This window comes from Limnospira platensis NIES-39 (assembly GCF_026000695.1).
Lineage (GTDB): Bacteria > Cyanobacteriota > Cyanobacteriia > Cyanobacteriales > Microcoleaceae > Limnospira > Limnospira platensis.
Genome location: NZ_AP026945.1, coordinates 2702760 through 2723177 on the forward strand (window position 1 = coordinate 2702760; position 20418 = coordinate 2723177).

Genomic DNA, 20418 nt, shown 5'->3' on the forward strand with positions numbered 1-20418 from the left:
CGGTTATTGAGGGTCGGAAAGTTCCAAAACACCAGCTTTCCAGGGATTGAATATAATCATATCAGATCCAATGACGGCATTACGAGCTACAAGCTGACCATCACTATCTCGGATTTCCAGACGAGTAAAATCGAGCGATCGCACTTGGTTAAATAATTTATTAGCCAAACGACTTTGATACTTAGATTCTAGCTGAAACCATCGATCGCTCACTTCAACTTCTAATAAACTCCCGGCAAAATTCGCTTTAACTGACCCAATCAAATCCTCGCCATAGGCCTTACTTAGTTTAGCAAGGCGATCGCGAATTGAGTTAGTTAAAGAAGGTTCCACAGTCAAAGTAGATGCCATCAAACCCACAGGTTCCGCCGCCTTGGGGGTAATTAGTTCTGGAGGTAAACGACCCGGATCTATTTCGGTTTCCGGGTTAAGGGGTTCGGCTTCAGGAACTTCTGGGGTTTCGGGTTCGGTTTCGGGTTCGGAAATAGTTTCCGCAGTGACCGGAGCCGGTGGTGTCTCCGTTGTGGTCACTGGTGGGATATCCTCAACTCTCTGATAATTGGTAGCTGTTTCCGGTCCAGACTTAGAGAACAGCAGTAGTCCTATACCAAATATTACTAATAAAATTGCACCCCACCACCAAACGGAACCACGGCGGCGACGGGGACCTTGAGGAGCGGCTTCCAATTGGTCAATGGTGGCTTCTGAAATTTTAATGATTTTCCGCAATAATGCGATCGCCAAATCCCGCCAAGGGTGACGTTGAGACCTTGGCGGTGGTGAATAGCGTTGAGGTCCCTTGGGTTGAGAAGGCTGCGATCGTTCCGTAGACATATTGGAGTTTCCATCAAGGCTGCTGCATAGTAGCTATCGCTCAATTTACCTTAGCGATCGCCACTTATCAATTTTCCGCACCACCGAAAATTGTAGATCCCCAATACCCTCGTGATTAGTTGGAGTTGATGGTTTTGGTGATGGAGTGAGATGGTAATGACCCGGCCAGGGTATATTGCAGCCTTTTGTGGATAGGACCCGGATTTAGCCAAAAGGTATCGTATATATAAATTAGCGATACTACTGCCTTTGAGTTTGAAAAACTAAGCCAGGACAGACATTTCTAGGCTAGTTTCCTCAAAACTAAGAGCCACAAGGGGGCTAGATATCCGACTTGCAGACCGTTGAAGGCTGACTAGAAAAGACAGGTTAGGCATTGCTTCGTGACAGTGTTGGCAGTACCAATAAATTCCATTATGGTTGATATGCCTTAACATAGATGAACCGCAGCAAGGACAGGTACTCATAATTTTAAACTCCAAGTTTATCAAAGGTTGAGGCTTAACACGGATTTCTTTAGCTCACTTTACTTAGTCTAAGCAGCCTTTGTGAATAAGTTGTGAAGTATTATCCACATTTTCGGATGCGCCATATCACTGCTCACAGTTGCTAATTGATCTCAAAATATGCCAACAAGATTTGTATTCAATTACACCAATATATAAATTTCCCTATTCCCTAAAATTTCGCCCACATTCGTGACGGCTGACTGTAATAGTATTATACACAAATTCCCGGCAGATGAGTTAAGGAAAAACTAAATCTACCCCATCAACAGCTTAAAATCCCTGATCCCCTATGGACTCTTAGGGTCTATGGCTGGGGTGGTTGCAGCAGAAAATCAGTGCTTAACTGTCTACCTAGTCAAGATTCCCCCAACCACATAGCGATCGCCATCCGTAGAAAGATGTAGTAAAATTTGCCATCAGTTTATGGTAAAATTAATTGGCTCTCAGTCTCACCGATTTCATCCGCCAACTAGCTGATATTTAACCTAGGTTTGCTGGCGATTAATTTCAATAAAAGACGAAAATTAACGGAGTTTCCCCTAGTTAAGTCATGTTTTCTGTTACCCCTGTTAAAGACCTGGTACTAATTGGAGGGGGTCACAGCCATGTGATCGTCCTCAAACAATTGGCCATTAATCCCATTCCCAGACTACGCCTGACCCTAATTTCCGATGTGTACCATACTCCCTATTCGGGGATGCTACCGGGATATATAGCCGGACTATATAAGTTTAACGATTGCCATATAGATGTGCAAGCCTTAGCCAATTTGGCGAAAGCCAGACTATTGATAGATCGGGCCATTGGTTTAGACCTACAAACCAATCAAGTCCTGTGCGCCAACCGTCCCCCCGTCCCCTTCGATATTCTATCTATAGACATAGGTAGTACCCCTGGCACTATGACGGTTCCCGGTGTCCAACAACAGGCCATTCCGGTGAAACCCATTGCTAAATTTCTCAACCACTGGGATAAAATTATCGAAACGGTGAGGGAAAACCCGAGGGAGAAAATGCGATTAGCAGTGGTTGGCGGCGGCGCTGGGGGAGTGGAATTAACCCTAGCTATATTTTCCCGTCTCCAACAGATTTATGGTCTCCACAGCCAACTACCAGAAAATCACCTAGAGTTACATCTATTTCAAAAAAGCGATCGCCTAATTCCCCAACGCCACCCAGGAGTTAGTCAGCGTTTGCAAAAACTGATCAGCAGTCGAGGTATCAACCTACACCTAGGGGAAACCGTCACCGAAATCGAGGGAAAATCCCCCCATAGCATCCATTGTGAATCAGGATTAACGGTAAAGTGCGATCGCTTGTTTTGGGTGACACAAGCCCGCGCCGCCACCTGGTTAAAAGACGCAGGACTAGCCACCGACGATCAAGGATTTATCCTCGTTAACGATTACCTTCAGTCCGTCTCTCACCCTGATATTTTCGCCGCTGGAGATATCGCCACCATGTTAAACCATCCCCGACCCAAAGCCGGAGTTTTCGCAGTCCGTCAAGGAAAACCCCTCGCCGAAAACCTGGGACGCAAAGCCAACCAACAACCCCTAAAACCCTATCGACCCCAGAAAGAATTTTTAATCCTAATTAGTACAGGAGACCAACAGGCGATCGCCTCACGCGGCTGTTTTCGTCTAGGTCCCCATCCCCTAATTTGGCAATGGAAAGACCATATTGATCGTCAATTTATGAACAACTTTACTCAGCTTGATTAAACTGGGTTAATTAACCCATCCAATGCCATCACCAACCCCCCCATAGGAATCAATTTAATTTGGCGATCGCCTTGGGGAGTATGACTCAAAATAATCTGCAAATAATCAGCCGGACGATAGGCTAGACGTTCCGACCACTCCACCGCCACAATACCCGGTTCCACCTCCACCCCCTCCCAATACAAGGAAATATTCAACCCCTCAATTTCCGACTCATTCAGGCGATATAAATCCAAATGATACAGAGGAATCCGTCCGCTTGTATACTCATTAATCAAAGTAAAAGTCGGACTATCCACTGATTCGGAAATACCCAAACCCTTAGCGATACCTTGCACTAAAGTAGTCTTACCCGTCCCTAGATTACCCTCCAGCAGAATTAAACTATTAGCACCAAGCGATCGCCCCAATTTCACCCCCACAGCTTGGGTGGCGATCGCATCAACCAGAGACAATATCACCGCCTCATTCATCTGTTCAATCCTTCCTCAATTTCACAAATTTATTAATCACTCAAACCCCCTTTATTCTACATGATTTTTTTTAAAATCAAACTCCTTCTCAAGTTCCTTATTCAGGAAATAGTTTAAAAACGTCCGAATCAAAGCAATTACCCCCAATCTAATTAGAGTTTCCTCCGTCGGGGCGACAGTGGTAGCCAGAATATCAGCCCCCAGTTGAAATTCTAAGGCTAATGCCAACCACACCCCAAACCTAATCCGTAACTCGATAAACAGAAACTCATCATATTGAAATTGAGAAAATTTAATCGCCAGTTGTCCGGTTTTCACTACACCAAACAACACACAAAAAACCGAAATGGTCTCTAATACAAACTTCGCCAAATCAACTAGCAGTTTGAGTCCATTCTCAGCCGTATATAACCATTCCATAAACTTGTCATGCCAGGGTAAAGTTACCCCAGCTATGTTAGCAGCAACAGCCAGATCTGAACCAGCGATCCAGATTTGGTCAAGGCTACCACTAGACAGACCCACCGGGTTTCAGGCTATTATATATAGAATTGCCCGAATCAAGTTAATTGGACTCCACCCTGACCCATGGGGAAACATTTAACCCGACAGTGACAGTTCCCTAAATGTCATATTTCTACAAAACTACCACTATCCAATAGGTCATAATTAAATTGAAACCAGATTTTTTTGCCGATCATGTCACAACTACCAGTAAAGTTTTAAAGACCGTGCCAGTAAGCTGTCGCTAATCTCAGATCGAGGGTCATCAATGATCACTTCTAACTTAAATTGGACTAACTTAGCCAAAAGCAAAAGCCTCATGGCTGAACGCAACCATGATCCTAAATCGATCGCGATTTGGGCCTGTGGTATTCAAATGATTTATCAATCTGGACGGCAAAATTTTCAAGTCCTCAAAGGTATTGATCTGCAAGTTCGCTCTGGGGACATACAACTTTTGATGGGACCAAGTGGCTCTGGTAAAACCACCTTACTCTCAATTTTGGCCGGACTTCTCACCCCCACAGCCGGGCGAGTCATGTTATTAGACCAAAATATTACCCAAATGTCTCGCCAGCAGTTAGCACAGTTTCGGCTAAGGAATATTGGCTTTATTTTTCAGGGGTTTAACTTGTTTCCAGCACTCACGGCGGCGGAAAATGTGGAAGTTGCCCTAAATATCAAAGGCATTCGTGGACGTAGAGCCCGCCATGAAGCCGAAATACGGCTCGATCAAGTGGGTTTGGCTGCCCAGAAGCATTTGCGACCCCGCGACCTTTCTGGGGGGCAAAAACAGCGGGTAGCGATCGCCCGCGCCTTGGCGGGAAATCCTAAACTAATTATGGCCGATGAACCTACAGCAGCCCTAGACTCCACCAGCGGTCACGCCGTTATTGATGTATTACGGAAGTTGGCCAAAGAAGACGGCGCGACAGTGTTAATGGTCACTCACGACCCCCGCATTATTGATGTCGCCGATCGCATTCTACATCTCGAAGACGGTCAAATTCAGCACTAACCATGGATAGCCAGTTACCAGTTAACTTTGATGCAGTTGCTACCGCCTCCGCACGTCTCAAGGGCTACCTAAAGCCTACCCCAGTGGTTACATCTACCACTGTGAACCGACTAACCGGGGGGACGGTTTTTTTTAAGTGCGAGAATTTCCAACGTACTGGATCATTTAAGTTCCGTGGTGCTTTCAATGCCCTATCTTTGCTAGATCCTAAATCACAACAGGGCGGCGTGTTTACCTATTCCTCCGGCAATCATGCCCAAGCGATCGCACAAGCTGGGTCAATTTTAGGAATCAACACCACTATCATTATGCCAGACAATGCCCCCGCTGTCAAGCGATCGGCTACAGCTAATTATGGCGCGGAAATTGTCCTGTATAATCCCTCAGAAGTAGTGCGAGAAAAATATTGTCAACAACTAGCAGGGGAAAGAAATGCTACCATTATTCCCCCCTATAATCATCCCGATATTATCGCCGGACAGGGAACTACAGCATTAGAATTAATTGAGGATGTAGGAGAGTTGGATTTATTGTTAGTTTGTTGTGGCGGCGGTGGCTTGCTTTCTGGTTGTGCGATCGCCACGCGCCAACTTTCTCCCGCTTGTCAAATTATTGGGGTTGAACCCGCTTTAGCAGACGATGCTACCCGGTCATTTAAGACTAAAACTCTCCATACTATTCACAACCCCCAAACTATTGCTGATGGCGCGAGAACACCTTATTTAGGAAGTCTCACCTTTCCGATTATCCTAGCTAAAGTTGATGATATGGTAACCGTTTCCGAAACTCAAATTATTCAGGCGATGTGGTTTTTATGGGAAAGGTTAAAATTGGTGGTAGAACCCACCGGAGCATTAGCCACAGCCGCTTTATTATCGGGAATTGTCCCCGCTGCTAATCGTCGTGTAGGGGTGATTATTAGTGGCGGTAATGTGGATTTAAAAGAGGCGATCGCTTTCTTTCAAAATCAGCCACCAATTAATTGGGTAAGTTAAGTTCAGGGTCGCTTTTTAATAAGCCTTCAAACTGAGCATCCGTCAGGGGGGGACTGAAAATATAACCCTGAATTTCATGACATAAATTGTCATAAATAAACGCCAGTTCTTCTGCGGTTTCTACCCCTTCCGCCACCACTTTTAAGTTAAGTTGTTTGGTCATCATAGTCACCGCCTTAACAATAGCTTGAGTTTTCGGATTTTGATGAACATCTTTCACAAAGCACCTGTCTAGTTTTAAAGTATCAAACGGAAACTTATTTAAATAGTTAAGAGACGAGTAACCCGTCCCAAAATCATCAATGGAGACCTTGACACCCAGAGACTTTAATTCCTTTAACTTGCGGATAGATAACTCCTCATTTTTAACCAAGATGCTTTCCGTTAACTCTAGTTCTAAATAAGCCGGATCCACCCCTTGATCATTTAAAATTTCCATTAAATGTTCACAAAAATTAGCCTGATTAAACTGATAGGCTGAAACATTCACCGCCACCGGAATTAACAGGCCTAAATTTGTCCAAGTTTTGATTTGACGACAAGCCGTTTTAACTACCCATTCTCCAATAGTTTCAATCAAACCTGTTTCTTCAGCCAAAGGAATAAATAACCCAGGTGACACCAAACCATTATTGCACCGATTCCACCTCAGCAAAGCCTCAGCACCCACAATCTTACCAGTTTTTAAGCAGACTTTTGGCTGATAATACAGTTGTAACTCATTCCTGGCGATCGCCTTTTGCAGATCCGCCTCTAAAGCTAGACTCTCCGATGACAGTACCTGTAAACTATCTCGATATAGAGTACAGCGGTTTCCCCCATAACTGCGACTCGAATTTAAAGCAATTTGACTATTTTTTAAAAGCCAATCAATGTCCTGACCGTGAATAGGATAAAGAGCAATTCCCATACTAGCCATAATCACCATTTCCTGACCATTAATTAATAAAGGTTCAGCTACAGCATCCCTGAGTAATTTAGCTTGCTCATTTACTTGATTTTCCGAGCCAGCCAACTGACCAATAATCGCAAACTCTCCACTGGTTAAAGAAGCCACAGTACCCTGATTATCCATAGCTTTAACTAACCTTTCTCCCACCTGCTTCAGTAGTGCTTCCGCCGACTCATAACCGAGGGTGTCATTAATCCGATTAAATCTATCTACACTCAAACAGACAATTGGAATTAATCCCGAATCGTAACTTGGTAAATTCTCTACAATTTTTTCAAAGCGATCGCGCAAAGCCAAACGATTCGGTAAATTAGTGATTCCGTCCCAGTCCACCAGTTGATTAACCTGTTCTTCTGTAGATACAATTGGACTTTGATTATTTTGATAATACTGTTGCATATTGGAATGTTTTTCTAAACGCACCGTAATCGATCGCATTAGCTCCGCTGCTGAACAAGGTTTCGTAATATAATCATCAGCACCCAACTCCATAGCCTTGCGGGTATTCATGCGATCGGCTAAAGCCGTCATAAAAATAAACGGAATAATTGCCGTTTTCGGGTTCTGTCGAAGCTGTGCCAAAACTCCATAACCATCAAGTATCGGCATCATTACATCACACAAAATCAGATCAGGATGCTCCTGTTCAGCCAGTTTAACACCCCGCAGACCATCGGTAGCTTCCAACACTTGGAAATTCTCAAATGTTAGCAGTTCCACCAAGTTCTCTCTGACCAATCTTTCATCTTCAATAATCAGAATTTTTTTCATTCCTCTAATTTAGATGGCAAGATAACTGTACAAGTTGTTCCTATTCCTTCTTCACTTTCCACCCGAATTTCACCAAGCTGTAAATCTACCGCTTTTTTCACCAAAGACAACCCCAGTCCTGTTCCTGATATATTCCCCACATTGCTACCACGGTGAAACGGCTCAAATAGGCGTTTTATATCCAACTTAGGAATGCCAATACCTGAGTCCTTAATCGCCAATATAACCCGATCATCCTCACAAGTCAAGTCTATTTTAATATCCCCCCCCGCCTGGGAATACTTAATCGCGTTAGAAATCAGGTTAGTTAGTATTTGTGAGATTAAATACTCATCAAGTCTGGTATCCGGGAAACTGCTAGGACAGGTAAAAATTAAATTGTGTTTATCCGTGGTTAGTTGAATTTCCGCAATTAAGTTAGCGCAAAACTCTTTCAGATTCACCAGCACGGGATGGGGGATTAACTTGCCAGATTCCGCTTTTTCAATGATTAGAATATCATTTAAAAGTTCTGTCATTTGCTGGATTCCTACCCTGATTCTCTGAAAATGGGTGCGTTTTTTGTCATCGGAAATTCTCTGACTATAACTTTCTAATAATCCAGCCGAAAAAGAAATCGTAGTTAAGGGAGTCCTCAATTCATGGGAAATTGTCGTAATTAAACTAGTTTTAAGGTCTTGAAATTCTGCCTGAATTTGGTCGATTTGTTTTTGGCTATAATCCCGCAAATCATGATTTTCACTTCTCAGACTATCAATCTGTTCTTGGAGTTGAGAAACTGATTGATATAATATGGGATTGTTCAGAATTTGTAAAAGTCGGTAACTCGAAATTAATCCCAATAAATGATTTTCGTCATTAACTACGACACAAAAATCAGTTTTAGCATTGTTAAAGAATGAAATTAGGCTAGAGATATTCGGCAAATGTGACTTTTTGAAGACCAGTGGTAATTCCTTCATTACTTCTGCCACTTTAGTCTCATTTAGATCTATTTTTTTCGACACGACATCGACTACCTCCTTGGCGCTGAATGAACCAATGGGGGTACTGTCATTGACAACTAAAACCACCTGTGCGTCCAACTCCTTCATTAGAGCGATCGCATCCATTATTTTAGTTTCCGGTCCAACAATAATAGGTGAAGTATCTAGGATAGCTTTTTCTAATCTAAAGAGTGCTAAGTTAAACCGAAACCCACTGGCTATCAAAGCCAGGGTTTTCTGAGTTCAACAACTCCCCTTTCCTGAACATGGTTTACCATCTTCAGTCAAGGGCGAACCTGTTGACCCCAATTGGCAATTGTGCTAGACCCCAGGAACAGGCTAATAGCCACCAAGGCATCCCACCACAGCCACATTGTAGCACAGTCAAAATAAAATCTTGCTTACGTTAAGCCTACAAGCAATAGATAGTCGGGGCTATAGTTTCAGAGTCCACCACCAAAAAAGCCTAATTTCCTTAGAAACCAGGCTTTAAGTTATTAGTTTTAGTTAGGAAGGCTACCACTTTAACAAGTTAAACTCTTCCATATCGACCGTATCACGGTTGCGATAAATTGTCAAGACGATCGCCAAACCGACCGCCGCCTCAGCCGCCGCCACAGTAATCACAAACACCGTAAAAACTTGACCCTTAATACTCCCAGAGTCCAAGTAATTAGAAAACCCCATCAAATTGAGGTTAACAGCATTAAGCAGTAACTCAATAGACATGAGAACTCGGACCGCATTACGGCTAGTAATCAATCCATAGATACCTATACAAAACAAAGCCGCCGCGACCAATAGAAAATATTGAAGTTGCAATTCCATAAACAATTTTTAAGATTTTCAAGTGTCTGTCTAATCAAACCCGGTTCACCACAGCGAAGGCTTAACCAAAGGGTTAAATAGCCTCGCCGTAGATTAACCGATCGCTACTCTAGCCATTATTCGGGGGACTCATCAGAGCTACCAGAAACCGAGATCAGTTCCCGAGGGCGCTCCGTGAGCATCAAAAGAGATGTAGTTGTAGTTGGCGTGTTAGAAGCATCGGGGATAAAATCCCGACGAGCCAGAACAATAGCTCCCACCATAGCCATTAGCAAGAACACAGAAGCTAACTCAAAGGGTAGCAAAAAGTCAGTAAAGAAATGTTCACCAATAGCGATCGCCGAACTTTCAATGCTCACCACTGCCGCTGTAACCGACCAGGGCGTTGATAACACCATAGTAGACAACAGAGCAAATAGGCCCACACAGACCACAGCCGTAGCAATTTGGCGCAGCCCAGCATTAGGTAAAACCCGAAAATCCTGTTGTTTGTTAACCAACATGATCCCAAACAGGATCAAGACATTAACAGAACCGACATAAATCAAAACTTGAGCCGCCGCCACAAAATCCGCATTGAGCAGGAGATATAATCCAGCCATGCTCATAAACACCCCTCCCAGCAAAAATGCCGAGTAAACGATATTTTTGAGCAAAACCACACCCAAAGCGGAGCTAATCATCATGATGGTTAGCAGGCCAAACGAAACGACCTGAACCCCTTCTGCTAAATTCACGGGCATATCCTAAGAGTGATCAAAGTTTGGGTAATGGAGACATTACCCCTGCCAAAGTTATTAAAATCAGGCTTTTTCTGCCTTAGCTTGGGATTCCCCATCCCGTTGTTGTTCGATCTTATCGATAAATTCCTCTGGACGCAAACCAGATCGACGGGAATTTGGGGGAAGATCGTGCGGGTCCATAACTCCCTTGGGTAAATAGGCAAGTTCCCGCAGGGGAGTCACCATCGGATCATCGGTCACCTTATAGGGTAACCGTCCCAGTGCCACATTATCATAATTCAACTCATGGCGATCGTAGGCTGCCAGTTCGTATTCTTCCGTCATTGACAGGCAATTAGTCGGACAATATTCGACACAATTACCACAGAAGATGCAAACCCCAAAATCGATACTGTAGTGTTTGAGTTTCTTTTTCTTAGTTTCCCGGTTAAATTCCCAGTCTACCACCGGGAGGTTAATGGGGCATACCCTAACGCATACCTCGCAGGAGATGCACTTATCAAACTCAAAGTGAATGCGACCCCGGAACCGTTCCGAAGGAATCAGTTTTTCATAAGGGTATTGAACAGTAATGGGTCGGCGCTTCATGTGGTCAAAGGTGACAGATAGGCCCTGACCGATATATTTAGCGGCTTGAATGGTTTCCTTGGCGTAGTCGCCAACTTGGTTAAGAAACTTGAGCATAGTATTTTTGAAGTGTCTTAGCTTGGGTTAACTTAGTTTAGGGATTAGCCCCCTTTAATATTTATCCCCCAAAAGCTATGGGAAATGCCAGTTTTAAGGCGGCTGTCAGCAAAAGATTCACCAAAGCCACCGGAAGTAAGAATTTCCAACCCAGGTTAAGCAGTTGGTCAATACGAACCCTAGGGACGGTCCACCGGATCAGAATGGCAGTAAATACCAGCAGATAGGCTTTCAGGATAGTCATGGTAATGCCGAGACTGGCAGTTAGTACCTGTAACCAAGGGGTGGTTTCACTCACGCCCAAAAGCCCAGCGATCGCCTCTACCGGAATCGGAAAATTCCAACCCCCAAGGTACAAAACTGATACCAACAGGGCAGATAGTACCAGGTTGACATAGGAAGCCAGGTAATACAGAGCAAATTTCATCCCCGAATATTCCGTCTGATATCCAGCGATCAACTCTTCCTCAGCTTCTGGTAAATCAAAAGGTAATCTTTCGCACTCAGCCAAAGCCGCAATACAGAAAATCACAAAACCCACAGGTTGTCGCCAGACGTTCCAACCCAGGATGCCATAGCCCGACTGCTGTTGAACAATATCAAGGGTGCTGAGGCTATTCGACATCATCACCACCGCCAAAACTGCTAGGGCGAGGGGAATTTCATAACTGATGGACTGAGCGGCGGCCCGTAGCCCTCCCAGTAGGGAGTATTTATTATTAGAAGCGTAGCCCGACATCAGTAGACCAATAGGCTGAATACTCGATAGAGCGATCCACAAAAATATTGCTGTCCCCAGATTAGCGATCGCCAAATTTTGTCCAAACGGCACAATCAGGTAAGACAAAAACACCGGAATCGACACAATAATTGGGCCGAGAGTAAATAACAGCGGATCTGCCTTAAACGGGACAATATCTTCCTTTAGCAACAGTTTAAGGCCATCTGCCAGGGGAGCCAAACTCCCCATCGGGCCAATATATTCCGGGCCAATACGTTGTTGAGCGGCGGCGGATATTTTTCGCTCCAACCAAACCGACCCTAATACTCCTACGGTAGCACCAACTAGCATTAATCCCATGGGAAATGGCATCCACAGAATTTTAGCCACCCCTGTTGGTATACCCAAATCTAGGAGGACTTGAATGAAACTTCCTTGTATATCAATTCCTGGATTCATATATTTCGCATTCAAAACGGCTGCAATTCCCCTGATCAGTATAACGTTGGAGGGACTCAAATCTTCACAATCACGGGAAATTTTCAGCCCTGGGGGAATTTCTGCCCCAAAAAAGGAAATTGGGGGTGGATCTATTGCCCTTTCCCCCAATCCCAATCTGTACTACTTCAATACCTATTGAATCACTGGACCTTGCAGGTCGATCGCACAGTTACGCTCATGAATGGGGATATAGGTTTCCGCATGATTTCCCGTGTAGATCTGGGTGGGTCGATAAATCCGGTTCTTGACCAATTGTTCTTTCCAGTGCGCTAACCATCCCGCTACCCGAGCGATCGCAAAAATCGGAGTAAACAAGTCCGAGGGAATACCCAATTTCCGGTACACCAAACCAGAATAGAAGTCCACATTGGCATAAATCCCCTTATGTCCCAACCGTTCCTGAACCACCTTTTCTAATTCCACCGCCACTTGATAGTATTGGTCGGAACCAAACTTCTCAAACAGTTGCTCTGCCAAATTCTGAAGAATAGTTGCTCTAGGGTCTTTGACTTTATATACCCGATGACCAAAGCCCATAATTTTGGCTTTTTTCTCCATCAAGTTATCTAGGTAGGGCCGGACATTTTCCACAGAACCGATTTCTTCGAGCATCTCCAGCACTTCCTCGTTAGCACCCCCGTGCAGTGGACCCGCTAAGGTTCCCACCGCCGACGCAATCACCGCATAGGGGTCAGTCAACGTCGAAGCTGTCACCATTGCCGAAAATGTCGAAGCGTTGATGGTGTGTTCTGCATGGAGAGTTAAGCACACATCAAATACATGAGCCGCTAACGGGTCCGGTTCCTTTTCACTCAGCATATACAGGAAGTTGGCAGAGTAGTCCAAATCATCCCTGGGTTGTACCGGGTCATTCCCTTTCCGCATCAGTTTAAAAGCCGCCACCATCGTCGGAATTTTCGCCAACAGCCTCACTACAGCTTGGCGAATGTAGTCGGGATTATCTAGGGCGCGACGGGAGTAGAACAGCCCTAAAGCAGCCGCTGAGGTTTGCAGAGCATCCATGGGGTGGCCGGTTTCGGGAAAGCATTTCATCATGTCCCGAATCCGATATTTAATCCGACGGTGATAGCGGATTTCATGCTCAAAATCTGCCAGTTCGTCTTTCGTTGGCAGTTTTCCCCAGATCAACAAATAGGAAGTTTCCAAAAACGTGCTTTGTTCGGCCAACTGCTCGATGCTGATCCCTCGGTATTCCAGCAGTCCTTTTTGTCCATCAACGTAGCTGATGCTTGACAGCGTAGCGGGAACGCCCTCTAAACCGGGCTTAAACTCACTCGTTGTAGTCATAGGAGCTTTTCTATATGTGTAGAATGTACAGGTATTACATTACCAGACACATTCAAACTACCGCCATTTTAAAATAATTAATTAATAAATGGCTGTTCACAAAAGTTAACCTTCATTTAGCCCCAACAAAAATTTAGGAGCTGTCAACCAAAACAGACGGGAATTCCCTTGTATCATACCCTGTTTAGGAATTTTGATTCCGATTATACCAGCTTTTTTCACGATTAAAACATCTGCAGATTTTTGCCAGATTAGATATTCTGCCCAATTGCCTAAATCCGGTTGGTGTCCGACTAGCGCCCAATCCTTCTCCCTAGTTTTGTCATGGTTTCCGTACCAATCTAACCATTGTTGAATGTCACCATCAGGGGCTAGAGCTGGCAAAATTTCGTGATTTAAACTAAGTCCGGTTGATTGGAGAATTTCGGCGGTTTGTCGGGCTCGCACCAAAGGACTAGAAAGTATACAATGAAACTGAATTTTGAGTTGTTTTAGTGTAAGGGCTACTTGACGAGTTTTGCGATCGCCTTCTGGGGTCAGGGGACGTTGTTCGTCCTGTTGGTAAGTACCGCGATCGGCCGCGATTCCATGACGAATTAAATATAAGTTACTCATCTCAAAATGCCATAATTGATTAGACAGCGTTTCTTCTTTTGATGGGGTACAGCCGTCACCTCCCTCTCCCCAGAGGGCGGGTTGCTAAATCTTCTCCCCCCTTATGTAATTAACAGGTGGGTATCAGAGAGGGGGCGGGTTTATTAATCTTCTCTCCCCTTATGTAATTAACAGGTGGGTATCAGAGAGGGGGCGGGTTTATTAATCTTCTCTCCCCTTATGTAATTAACAGGTGGGTATCAGAGAGGGGGCGGGTTTATTAATCTTCTCCCCCCCTTATGTAATTAACAGGTGGGTATCAGAGAGGGGGCGGGTTTATTAATCTTCTCTCCCCTTATGTAATTAACAGGTGGGTATCAGAGAGGGGGCGGGTTTATTAATCTTCTCCCCCCCTTATGTAATTAACAGGTGGGTATCAGAGAGGGGGCGGGTTTATTAATCTTCTCCCCCCCCTTATGTAATTAACAGGTGGGTATCAGAGAGGGGGCGGGTTTATTAATCTTCTCCCCCCCTTCTGTAATTAACAGGTGGGTATCAGAGAGAGAGGGGGCGGGTTTATTAATCTTCTCCCCCCCTTATGTAATTAACAGTAGAACCCGCCCCTACATTGCGCCGTATGGGGAGAGGGGCTTTAGACTGCTATATTGGGTGGGTGGAGTATCTAGCCGCCGTGGGAACATCTGGCTTGCCATTGTCCCAATTGTCGGCGAGGTAGCAACACCAGACCTCCCTATGCAAAAAACCCCTGGGTCATCATTGCATCCAGGGGCTTCACAAGCCAATCACATATTTTTGCCATTCTTGGTTCATGCCACTTTTGAGGTGTCGAGTCACTTCAAAATAAAGGCTGCTGTAAGGTTTTCGGGGGGGATGTCTCAAAGGCATTTCCGCTTCCTTCGGGGTGCGACAGCCTTTTTTGACATTACAGCGCACACAAGCGGTTACCAGATTTTCCCAAGTATCACCCCCTTGGCGCGATCGCGGAATCACATGATCAACAGTCAATTCATCCCCCTTATAGCCACAGTATTGACAAGAGTGGCAATCTCGCTGCAAGATATTCCTTCGGGTTAATGGAATTTCTTTATAGGGGACTCGGACATAATGACGTAATCGGATCACAGTTGGGAAGGGAAAATCTGGTAGCAGATACCTACCATTATGCTCAACTTGTTCCGCCTTTTCCTTCAACAATAAGACCACCGCCCGCCGCCAAGTCGTGATATTGAGCGGTTCATAGGAGGCATTCAACACCAGAACATTGCCCATACTAATAAATTGCTGCGATCTAATGATTTTGACCCGATATTATCATATATTTAATTTTTTAGCCTGGGCTGGGAAATCCCCAGACCATATCTGTATCTGTGTATTTGAACTACTATCACGCTAAGGAATGATAATGGTTAGCAGGAAATCTAAGCCACTAGCCCAGGATGATCGCACTTATAACTATGAGGGTGAATGTGAACATCGTGCTTGGGTAGAAGTAGACCGTTGGGCGATCGCCAATAACGTCAAACAGATCCGCCACCTACTATCCCCGGAAACTCGGTTCATGGCCGTAATTAAAGCAGATGCCTATGGTCATGGGGCGGTGAGTGTGGCTAAAATTGTATCAGAAATTGGGGTTGACGATTTCGCCGTGGCGACCATTCCTGAAGGTATGGAATTGCGGCGCTTAGGTATTCAACAGCCCATTTTGGTCCTGGGGGCTGTGCATACTGCTGATGAGATCAAGGCGATCGCCCATTGGGGACTACAACCCACTTTATGCACCCCCACTCAAGCCCTACTTTTCTCGGAAACTCTCCAATCAATTCAGCGATCGCTACCCGTTCAACTTAACATAGATACTGGAATGTCACGGCTGGGGACTTGGTGGGAACAAGCCTTAGAATTTGTGCAACTGGTGCGGGGATTACCTAATTTAGAGATTTCTGGTATATATTCCCACTTCGCCACCGCCGATATTCGCGATCGCACCATTATGGATCAGCAACATTGGCGCTTTCAACAAGTCTTAGCCCAAATTCAGGAACATACAAGCCTTTTATCTGTCCCTACTATCAAACCCTGTTTACATCTGGCTAACTCCGCCGCCACCTTAACCGATCGGGCTTTACATTATGATATGGTCAGGGTCGGCTTATCCCTTTATGGATTATATCCCGCCCCTCATTTGCGATCGGTCATTAATCTTCAGCCCGCCATGAGTATTCGCGCCCGTATTACCCAAATCAAAACCATTGAAGCCGGGTGTGGCGTGAGTTACGGATATAAATTTATCGCCAAACAAAGGACTCCCATTGCAGTTGTCGGTATCGGCTATGCTGACGGAGTACCCCGCCAGTTGTCTAACTGCATGAAAGTCCTAATTCGCGGTCAATTCGTCCCCCAAATTGGCGCAATCACAATGGATCAGTTAATGTTAGATGTAACTGCTATTCCTGATTTACAGGTCGGAGAAGTTGTCACCCTTTTGGGAAGCGATCGCCATCATAGCATTTCCGCCGATGATTGGGCACAACAGTTAGGCACTATTTCCTGGGAAATCCTTTGTGGATTTAAACATCGCCTTCCTCGGATTCTAATTAATTAAACCCTGAAACCACAAAATATGAGCTTTTTTAGACCATCACCGATTACTCCTGGTCCCGGACAAGAATCAGTTTGGGACTATCCCCGTCCCGCTAAATTGGAGGATACCAATAAACACCTGCGGATTATTTTTAATGGCATTACTCTCGCTGACTCCCGCCACGCTAAACGGGTTTTAGAAACTAGCCACCCCCCAACATACTACATTCCCGGCGATGATATTAAACTTGAATATCTTGTGGAAACTTCCCGCCGCACTATGTGCGAATGGAAGGGAATTTGTGTTTATTATGATATCATTGTCGGAGATAAACGAGTCTCCAATGCCGCTTGGCGTTATGTGCAGCCAACTCCCGATTTTGTCGATATCCAAGACTGTTACAGCTTTTATGCTAGTCTCATGGATGAATGTTATGTTAATGATGAGTTAGTACAATCTCAACCCGGAGATTTTTACGGTGGTTGGATTACCCAAGATATTGTCGGACCTTTTAAAGGTGGGTCGGGGACAATGGGCTGGTAAACCCCTTAATCATTCCACCTGAAAACTGGCAGAGGGAACAGTTAATAACTATCCCTCTTTCAGTCATCAAATAACCATCAATATCAGAGTAGATATAAATGGGGAAACTGCCATTATTGCCAGTATCAAATAACCCGATACTTATGTTTATTGTCAATCATACCATCTTCTCAATTGCCCATTTTCACAACTCCAATATCATCACAATTGATTGCATCTATAGCCATAATTAGTTAATCCTGTATCTGCGAGATTCAACAACTTTTGAGCTGTTAGACATCAATCGGGATATCTATCATATCGTAACTAACCCTTTAACTAAAGTGATTGCAACTCCATCCTTCCCACCCAATTTAGGCACAGACACCACCATTTCCCCTAGCCAAAATGTAACTCAAACCATCCTAGAAAATGGTCTCACTGTTTTAACCAAGCCCGTCCATACGGCACCAGTTGTGACAGTCCAGGTATGGTATAAAATCGGATCAGTAGATGAAAAACCAGGGGATAATGGCATCGCCCATCAACTAGAACACATGATGTTTCAAGGGACTACTACCCGCCCTATTCAATATGGTAGTTTGTTAGAAACCTTGGGGGGAGATTTTAATGCTTTTACAGGTTATGACCAGACAGCATATCATAATACTGTCGAATCTAATGCCTTAAAAACTGTTCTGATGTTGGAAGGCGATCGCCTCAAAAATGCCCTCATTTCTCCAGCACAATTTGACCAAGAAAAAGGCGTAGTTATCTCCGAATTACAGGGCTATGAAAACAGTCCTGAATATCGCCTAAATCGTGCCGTAATGACAGCCGCATTTCCCCATCATCCCTACGGTTTAATGATTGGTGGAACTAAAGCCGATGTCGAAAATTTCACCGTTGAAAATGTCCGCTATTATTACCATCTCAATTATCGCCCTGATAACGCCGTTTTAATTGTCGTTGGTGACTTTGACCCCTCATCAATCCTCACCACCATTCAGGAAATATTTGGCGGCATTGCCAACCCTGATGAACCTCCGACCCGTGTACAGCGGGGACAAATTCCCAGTACATTTCCGCCTAGTATTTTACCATCAAATAAACCCATTATTCTCCAGGAACCCGGAGCCGTTCCATTTAGCCAAGTAATTTATCCAATTCCCGCCATTAATCATGATGATATTCCCGCCCTGAATATCCTGGATTATATTTTAGATAATGGTGGTCGTAGTTCTCGGATTTATCGAGAATTAATCGACAGTGGAATTGCTACCGATGCTGGCAGTACAGTCATTAATTTAAGTGCCGGAGGTTGGTTAGAAATGTGGGGAACCACCACCACCACTAAATCTCTGAACCGCCTCGATAAAGCCTGGCAAAAAATGATTGTCAAACTCCAACAAAAACTGGTAACTACCGAAGAACTAGATCGGGCAAAAACCCAAATTATTGCCAGTTCTATTCTGGAAAATCGTGATCTAACCAGTCAAGCCATGCAATTAGGTTTGGACTGGACAACAACTGGCAATTATCGCTATAGCGAAGACTATCTAAAAGCGATCGCCCAAGTCACAGCAGCAGACGTGCAAAAAGTCGCCCAAATCTATCTCAAACCAGAATATCGCACCCTGGGAAGATTTGAACCCACCCAGACCAAAACCGAGTCAATAACAGACGCAAATACTGTTAATTCCACCGCCACCAAACTTAATATACATACTCCCAGACACCATCGCATTAGTGAACCCCCAGACCCAGCAGCCATCAGCCAATATCTGCCAGAAATTCCCCCCGCCAAAGTTCACACCATCACCCCGCCGGAGTCTTTCACTCTAGATAATGGGATGCGAGTTTTATTATTAGCTGACAATAGTACCCCATCGATATCAATTCGGGGATTTGTGAAAGCCGGCGAAGAATTTGACCCTCCAGGTCGGGAAGGGTTAGCCCTACTAACTGCCGAAAATTTAATGAGTGGAACAGTCAGTTATAATGGGCAATCATTAGCCCGTCGTCTGGAAAATCGGGGCGCAAATATCGAGGTCAGGACCGCCACCGAAGGGGTAGATATTTCCGCTTCCGCCCTTAGTGGTGATTGGCTTCTGGTTTTGGAAACCTTAGCTGATGTATTGCAAAATCCCACCTTTCCCCAAAAATGGTTAGAACTGATCCGCCAACAACAGATATCTGAGTTGCTAGAATCAGAACACAATCCCGCCTATGTGAGCCACCGTGCCCTACAAAAGCAGCTTTACCCAAAAGACCACCCGCTGTATATTTACCCCACCCAGAACAGCCTCAGAGCCATCTCTCGTAGTGATATTCAGAATTTCCATAGAACTTATTATCGCCCTGATGGGACAGTTTTGGTGGTGGTTGGAGATTTTGATTCACAGTTGATGCGATCGCAAATCGAAACCCAATTTGGCTCCTGGAAAAACCAAACCACCGCCCGCAAAAATCCCTGGCCTCCCGTTTCCCTCCCCGCCAAATTTGTCTGGCTACAGGAAGAGATACCCGGTCTAGTGGAGTCAGTCACAGTCATGGGACATCCTAGCATCGACCGCCACGATTCCCGCTATTATGCAGCCCTAGTTCTTAACCACATCTTAGGTGGTAGCACCTTGTCAAGTCGCCTAGGACTGGAATTGCGCGATCGCCACGGACTCACCTATGGCGTGTATAGTTGGTTTAATTGCGCCTGGGGTTGGGGTTCTTTCAATATCGAAATGCAAACCGCACCGGAAAACGCAGCATTAGCAATCGAGAAAACCCTCGCCCTACTCAAACAAGTTCAGCAACAGGGAGTTACCCCCTCCGAAGTGGAAACCGCTAAACATAGTCTAATTTCTAGCGATCGTGTAGCTTTGGGAGACCCAGACTTTCTCGCTGGTATAATCATGTGGAATGAAATATTCCAATTTCCCCCCACAGAACTTAATCAATTTTACCAAAAAATCGACGCGGTAACTCCCTCATTAGTTAACCAAGTCGCCCGGGAACTTATCCACCCCGATCGCCTAGTTGTTGTCACTTCCAAACCAGCTATTCCCACAGCCTCCGTAGGGCGTGTCACCACCCCCAAATAGAAGCAAACTAACCCACAGCTTTGAGGGTGCATCATCACCAGCAAATCCGCAG

The 20418-nt window shown here is 44.9% G+C and carries 19 protein-coding genes; 6 read left to right on the top strand and 13 right to left on the bottom strand.

Going from position 1 to position 20418, the window contains the following annotated elements:
• Positions 1 to 3 precede the first annotated feature (3 nt).
• Positions 4 to 834 carry a hypothetical protein gene (locus N39L_RS13105; protein WP_006618520.1) on the bottom strand — a complete coding sequence of 277 codons (831 nt, stop codon included), beginning with the start codon at positions 832 to 834 and terminating at the stop codon, positions 4 to 6.
• A 263-nt stretch (positions 835 to 1097) separates the two neighbouring features.
• Positions 1098 to 1301: a recombinase zinc ribbon domain-containing protein gene (locus tag N39L_RS13110; protein ID WP_006618519.1), complete on the bottom strand. Its 204-nt coding sequence runs from the start codon at positions 1299 to 1301 to the stop codon at positions 1098 to 1100.
• A gap of 592 nt (positions 1302 to 1893) precedes the next feature.
• Between N39L_RS13110 and N39L_RS13115 the strand changes: the two genes are divergently transcribed.
• Complete coding sequence (locus tag N39L_RS13115) at positions 1894 to 3066, top strand: FAD-dependent oxidoreductase (RefSeq protein ID WP_014275437.1); 1173 nt, start codon at positions 1894 to 1896, stop codon at positions 3064 to 3066.
• Here N39L_RS13115 and N39L_RS13120 read toward each other — a convergent pair.
• A complete protein-coding gene (locus N39L_RS13120; RefSeq protein ID WP_014275438.1) occupies positions 3063 to 3539 on the bottom strand; it encodes a bifunctional alanine racemase/tRNA (adenosine(37)-N6)-threonylcarbamoyltransferase complex ATPase subunit type 1 TsaE in 477 nt (158 codons plus the stop codon). The genes N39L_RS13115 and N39L_RS13120 overlap by 4 nt on opposite strands.
• 51 nt (positions 3540 to 3590) lie before the next feature.
• Positions 3591 to 4064: a DUF1622 domain-containing protein gene (locus N39L_RS13125; protein WP_006617614.1), complete on the bottom strand. Its 474-nt coding sequence runs from the start codon at positions 4062 to 4064 to the stop codon at positions 3591 to 3593.
• Positions 4065 to 4311: 247 nt separating this feature from the next.
• Between N39L_RS13125 and N39L_RS13130 the strand changes: the two genes are divergently transcribed.
• A complete protein-coding gene (locus N39L_RS13130; protein WP_006617613.1) occupies positions 4312 to 5061 on the top strand; it encodes an ABC transporter ATP-binding protein in 750 nt (249 codons plus the stop codon).
• A gap of 2 nt (positions 5062 to 5063) precedes the next feature.
• Positions 5064 to 6056: a threo-3-hydroxy-L-aspartate ammonia-lyase gene (locus tag N39L_RS13135; RefSeq protein ID WP_006617612.1), complete on the top strand. Its 993-nt coding sequence runs from the start codon at positions 5064 to 5066 to the stop codon at positions 6054 to 6056.
• Here N39L_RS13135 and N39L_RS13140 read toward each other — a convergent pair.
• The 9 genes from N39L_RS13140 to N39L_RS13180 all read right to left on the bottom strand — a co-directional run bounded on the left by N39L_RS13140 (position 6040) and on the right by N39L_RS13180 (position 15434).
• A complete protein-coding gene (locus N39L_RS13140; protein WP_006617611.1) occupies positions 6040 to 7779 on the bottom strand; it encodes an EAL domain-containing response regulator in 1740 nt (579 codons plus the stop codon). The two genes, N39L_RS13135 and N39L_RS13140, sit on opposite strands and share 17 nt — an antisense overlap.
• Positions 7776 to 8990, bottom strand: a complete 1215-nt coding sequence (locus N39L_RS13145; protein WP_006617610.1) for an ATP-binding protein — start codon at positions 8988 to 8990, stop codon at positions 7776 to 7778. The genes N39L_RS13140 and N39L_RS13145 overlap by 4 nt, the downstream gene beginning before the upstream one ends.
• 291 nt (positions 8991 to 9281) lie before the next feature.
• The gene (gene nuoK / locus N39L_RS13150) at positions 9282 to 9587 is read right to left on the bottom strand and encodes an NADH-quinone oxidoreductase subunit NuoK (protein WP_172973422.1); all 306 of its coding nucleotides are present in this window, start codon (positions 9585 to 9587) and stop codon (positions 9282 to 9284) included.
• A 122-nt stretch (positions 9588 to 9709) separates the two neighbouring features.
• A complete protein-coding gene (locus N39L_RS13155; RefSeq protein ID WP_006617608.1) occupies positions 9710 to 10330 on the bottom strand; it encodes an NADH-quinone oxidoreductase subunit J in 621 nt (206 codons plus the stop codon).
• A gap of 66 nt (positions 10331 to 10396) precedes the next feature.
• Positions 10397 to 11020 carry an NAD(P)H-quinone oxidoreductase subunit I gene (gene ndhI / locus N39L_RS13160; RefSeq protein ID WP_006617607.1) on the bottom strand — a complete coding sequence of 208 codons (624 nt, stop codon included), beginning with the start codon at positions 11018 to 11020 and terminating at the stop codon, positions 10397 to 10399.
• A 61-nt stretch (positions 11021 to 11081) separates the two neighbouring features.
• Entirely contained in the window at positions 11082 to 12200 is a 1119-nt protein-coding gene (gene nuoH, locus N39L_RS13165; RefSeq protein ID WP_006617606.1) for an NADH-quinone oxidoreductase subunit NuoH, read from the bottom strand.
• 174 nt (positions 12201 to 12374) lie between these two features.
• The gene (locus N39L_RS13170; RefSeq protein WP_006617605.1) at positions 12375 to 13550 is read right to left on the bottom strand and encodes a citrate synthase; all 1176 of its coding nucleotides are present in this window, start codon (positions 13548 to 13550) and stop codon (positions 12375 to 12377) included.
• Positions 13551 to 13655: 105 nt separating this feature from the next.
• Positions 13656 to 14165: a phosphohistidine phosphatase SixA gene (gene sixA / locus N39L_RS13175; RefSeq protein ID WP_006617604.1), complete on the bottom strand. Its 510-nt coding sequence runs from the start codon at positions 14163 to 14165 to the stop codon at positions 13656 to 13658.
• 771 nt (positions 14166 to 14936) lie between these two features.
• On the bottom strand, positions 14937 to 15434 hold the full coding sequence (locus N39L_RS13180) for an HNH endonuclease (protein ID WP_006616654.1): 498 nt from the start codon (positions 15432 to 15434) through the stop codon (positions 14937 to 14939).
• A gap of 133 nt (positions 15435 to 15567) precedes the next feature.
• On the opposite strand from N39L_RS13180, the gene alr reads away from it, so the two are divergent.
• The 3 genes from alr to N39L_RS13195 all read left to right on the top strand — a co-directional run bounded on the left by alr (position 15568) and on the right by N39L_RS13195 (position 20366).
• Positions 15568 to 16767, top strand: a complete 1200-nt coding sequence (gene alr, locus N39L_RS13185; RefSeq protein ID WP_006616655.1) for an alanine racemase — start codon at positions 15568 to 15570, stop codon at positions 16765 to 16767.
• An 18-nt stretch (positions 16768 to 16785) separates the two neighbouring features.
• Complete coding sequence (locus N39L_RS13190; protein ID WP_006616656.1) at positions 16786 to 17289, top strand: DUF427 domain-containing protein; 504 nt, start codon at positions 16786 to 16788, stop codon at positions 17287 to 17289.
• 323 nt (positions 17290 to 17612) lie between these two features.
• A complete protein-coding gene (locus tag N39L_RS13195; RefSeq protein ID WP_006616657.1) occupies positions 17613 to 20366 on the top strand; it encodes a M16 family metallopeptidase in 2754 nt (917 codons plus the stop codon).
• The last annotated feature ends 52 nt before the right edge of the window (positions 20367 to 20418 follow it).

Bases quoted from the DNA above. Each gene is read 5' to 3' on its own strand.
- N39L_RS13140 (WP_006617611.1), bottom strand. From the start codon at position 7,779: ATGAAAAAAATTCTGATTATTGAAGATGAAAGATTGGTCAGAGAGAAC.
- N39L_RS13180 (WP_006616654.1), bottom strand. From the start codon at position 15,434: ATGGGCAATGTTCTGGTGTTGAATGCCTCCTATGAACCGCTCAATATC.
- N39L_RS13135 (WP_006617612.1), top strand. From the start codon at position 5,064: ATGGATAGCCAGTTACCAGTTAACTTTGATGCAGTTGCTACCGCCTCC.
- N39L_RS13105 (WP_006618520.1), bottom strand. From the start codon at position 834: ATGTCTACGGAACGATCGCAGCCTTCTCAACCCAAGGGACCTCAACGC.
- alr (WP_006616655.1), top strand. From the start codon at position 15,568: ATGGTTAGCAGGAAATCTAAGCCACTAGCCCAGGATGATCGCACTTAT.
- N39L_RS13115 (WP_014275437.1), top strand. From the start codon at position 1,894: ATGTTTTCTGTTACCCCTGTTAAAGACCTGGTACTAATTGGAGGGGGT.
- N39L_RS13190 (WP_006616656.1), top strand. From the start codon at position 16,786: ATGAGCTTTTTTAGACCATCACCGATTACTCCTGGTCCCGGACAAGAA.
- N39L_RS13130 (WP_006617613.1), top strand. From the start codon at position 4,312: ATGATCACTTCTAACTTAAATTGGACTAACTTAGCCAAAAGCAAAAGC.
- N39L_RS13170 (WP_006617605.1), bottom strand. From the start codon at position 13,550: ATGACTACAACGAGTGAGTTTAAGCCCGGTTTAGAGGGCGTTCCCGCT.
- sixA (WP_006617604.1), bottom strand. From the start codon at position 14,165: ATGAGTAACTTATATTTAATTCGTCATGGAATCGCGGCCGATCGCGGT.
- N39L_RS13120 (WP_014275438.1), bottom strand. From the start codon at position 3,539: ATGAATGAGGCGGTGATATTGTCTCTGGTTGATGCGATCGCCACCCAA.
- N39L_RS13110 (WP_006618519.1), bottom strand. From the start codon at position 1,301: ATGAGTACCTGTCCTTGCTGCGGTTCATCTATGTTAAGGCATATCAAC.
- ndhI (WP_006617607.1), bottom strand. From the start codon at position 11,020: ATGCTCAAGTTTCTTAACCAAGTTGGCGACTACGCCAAGGAAACCATT.
- nuoH (WP_006617606.1), bottom strand. From the start codon at position 12,200: ATGAATCCAGGAATTGATATACAAGGAAGTTTCATTCAAGTCCTCCTA.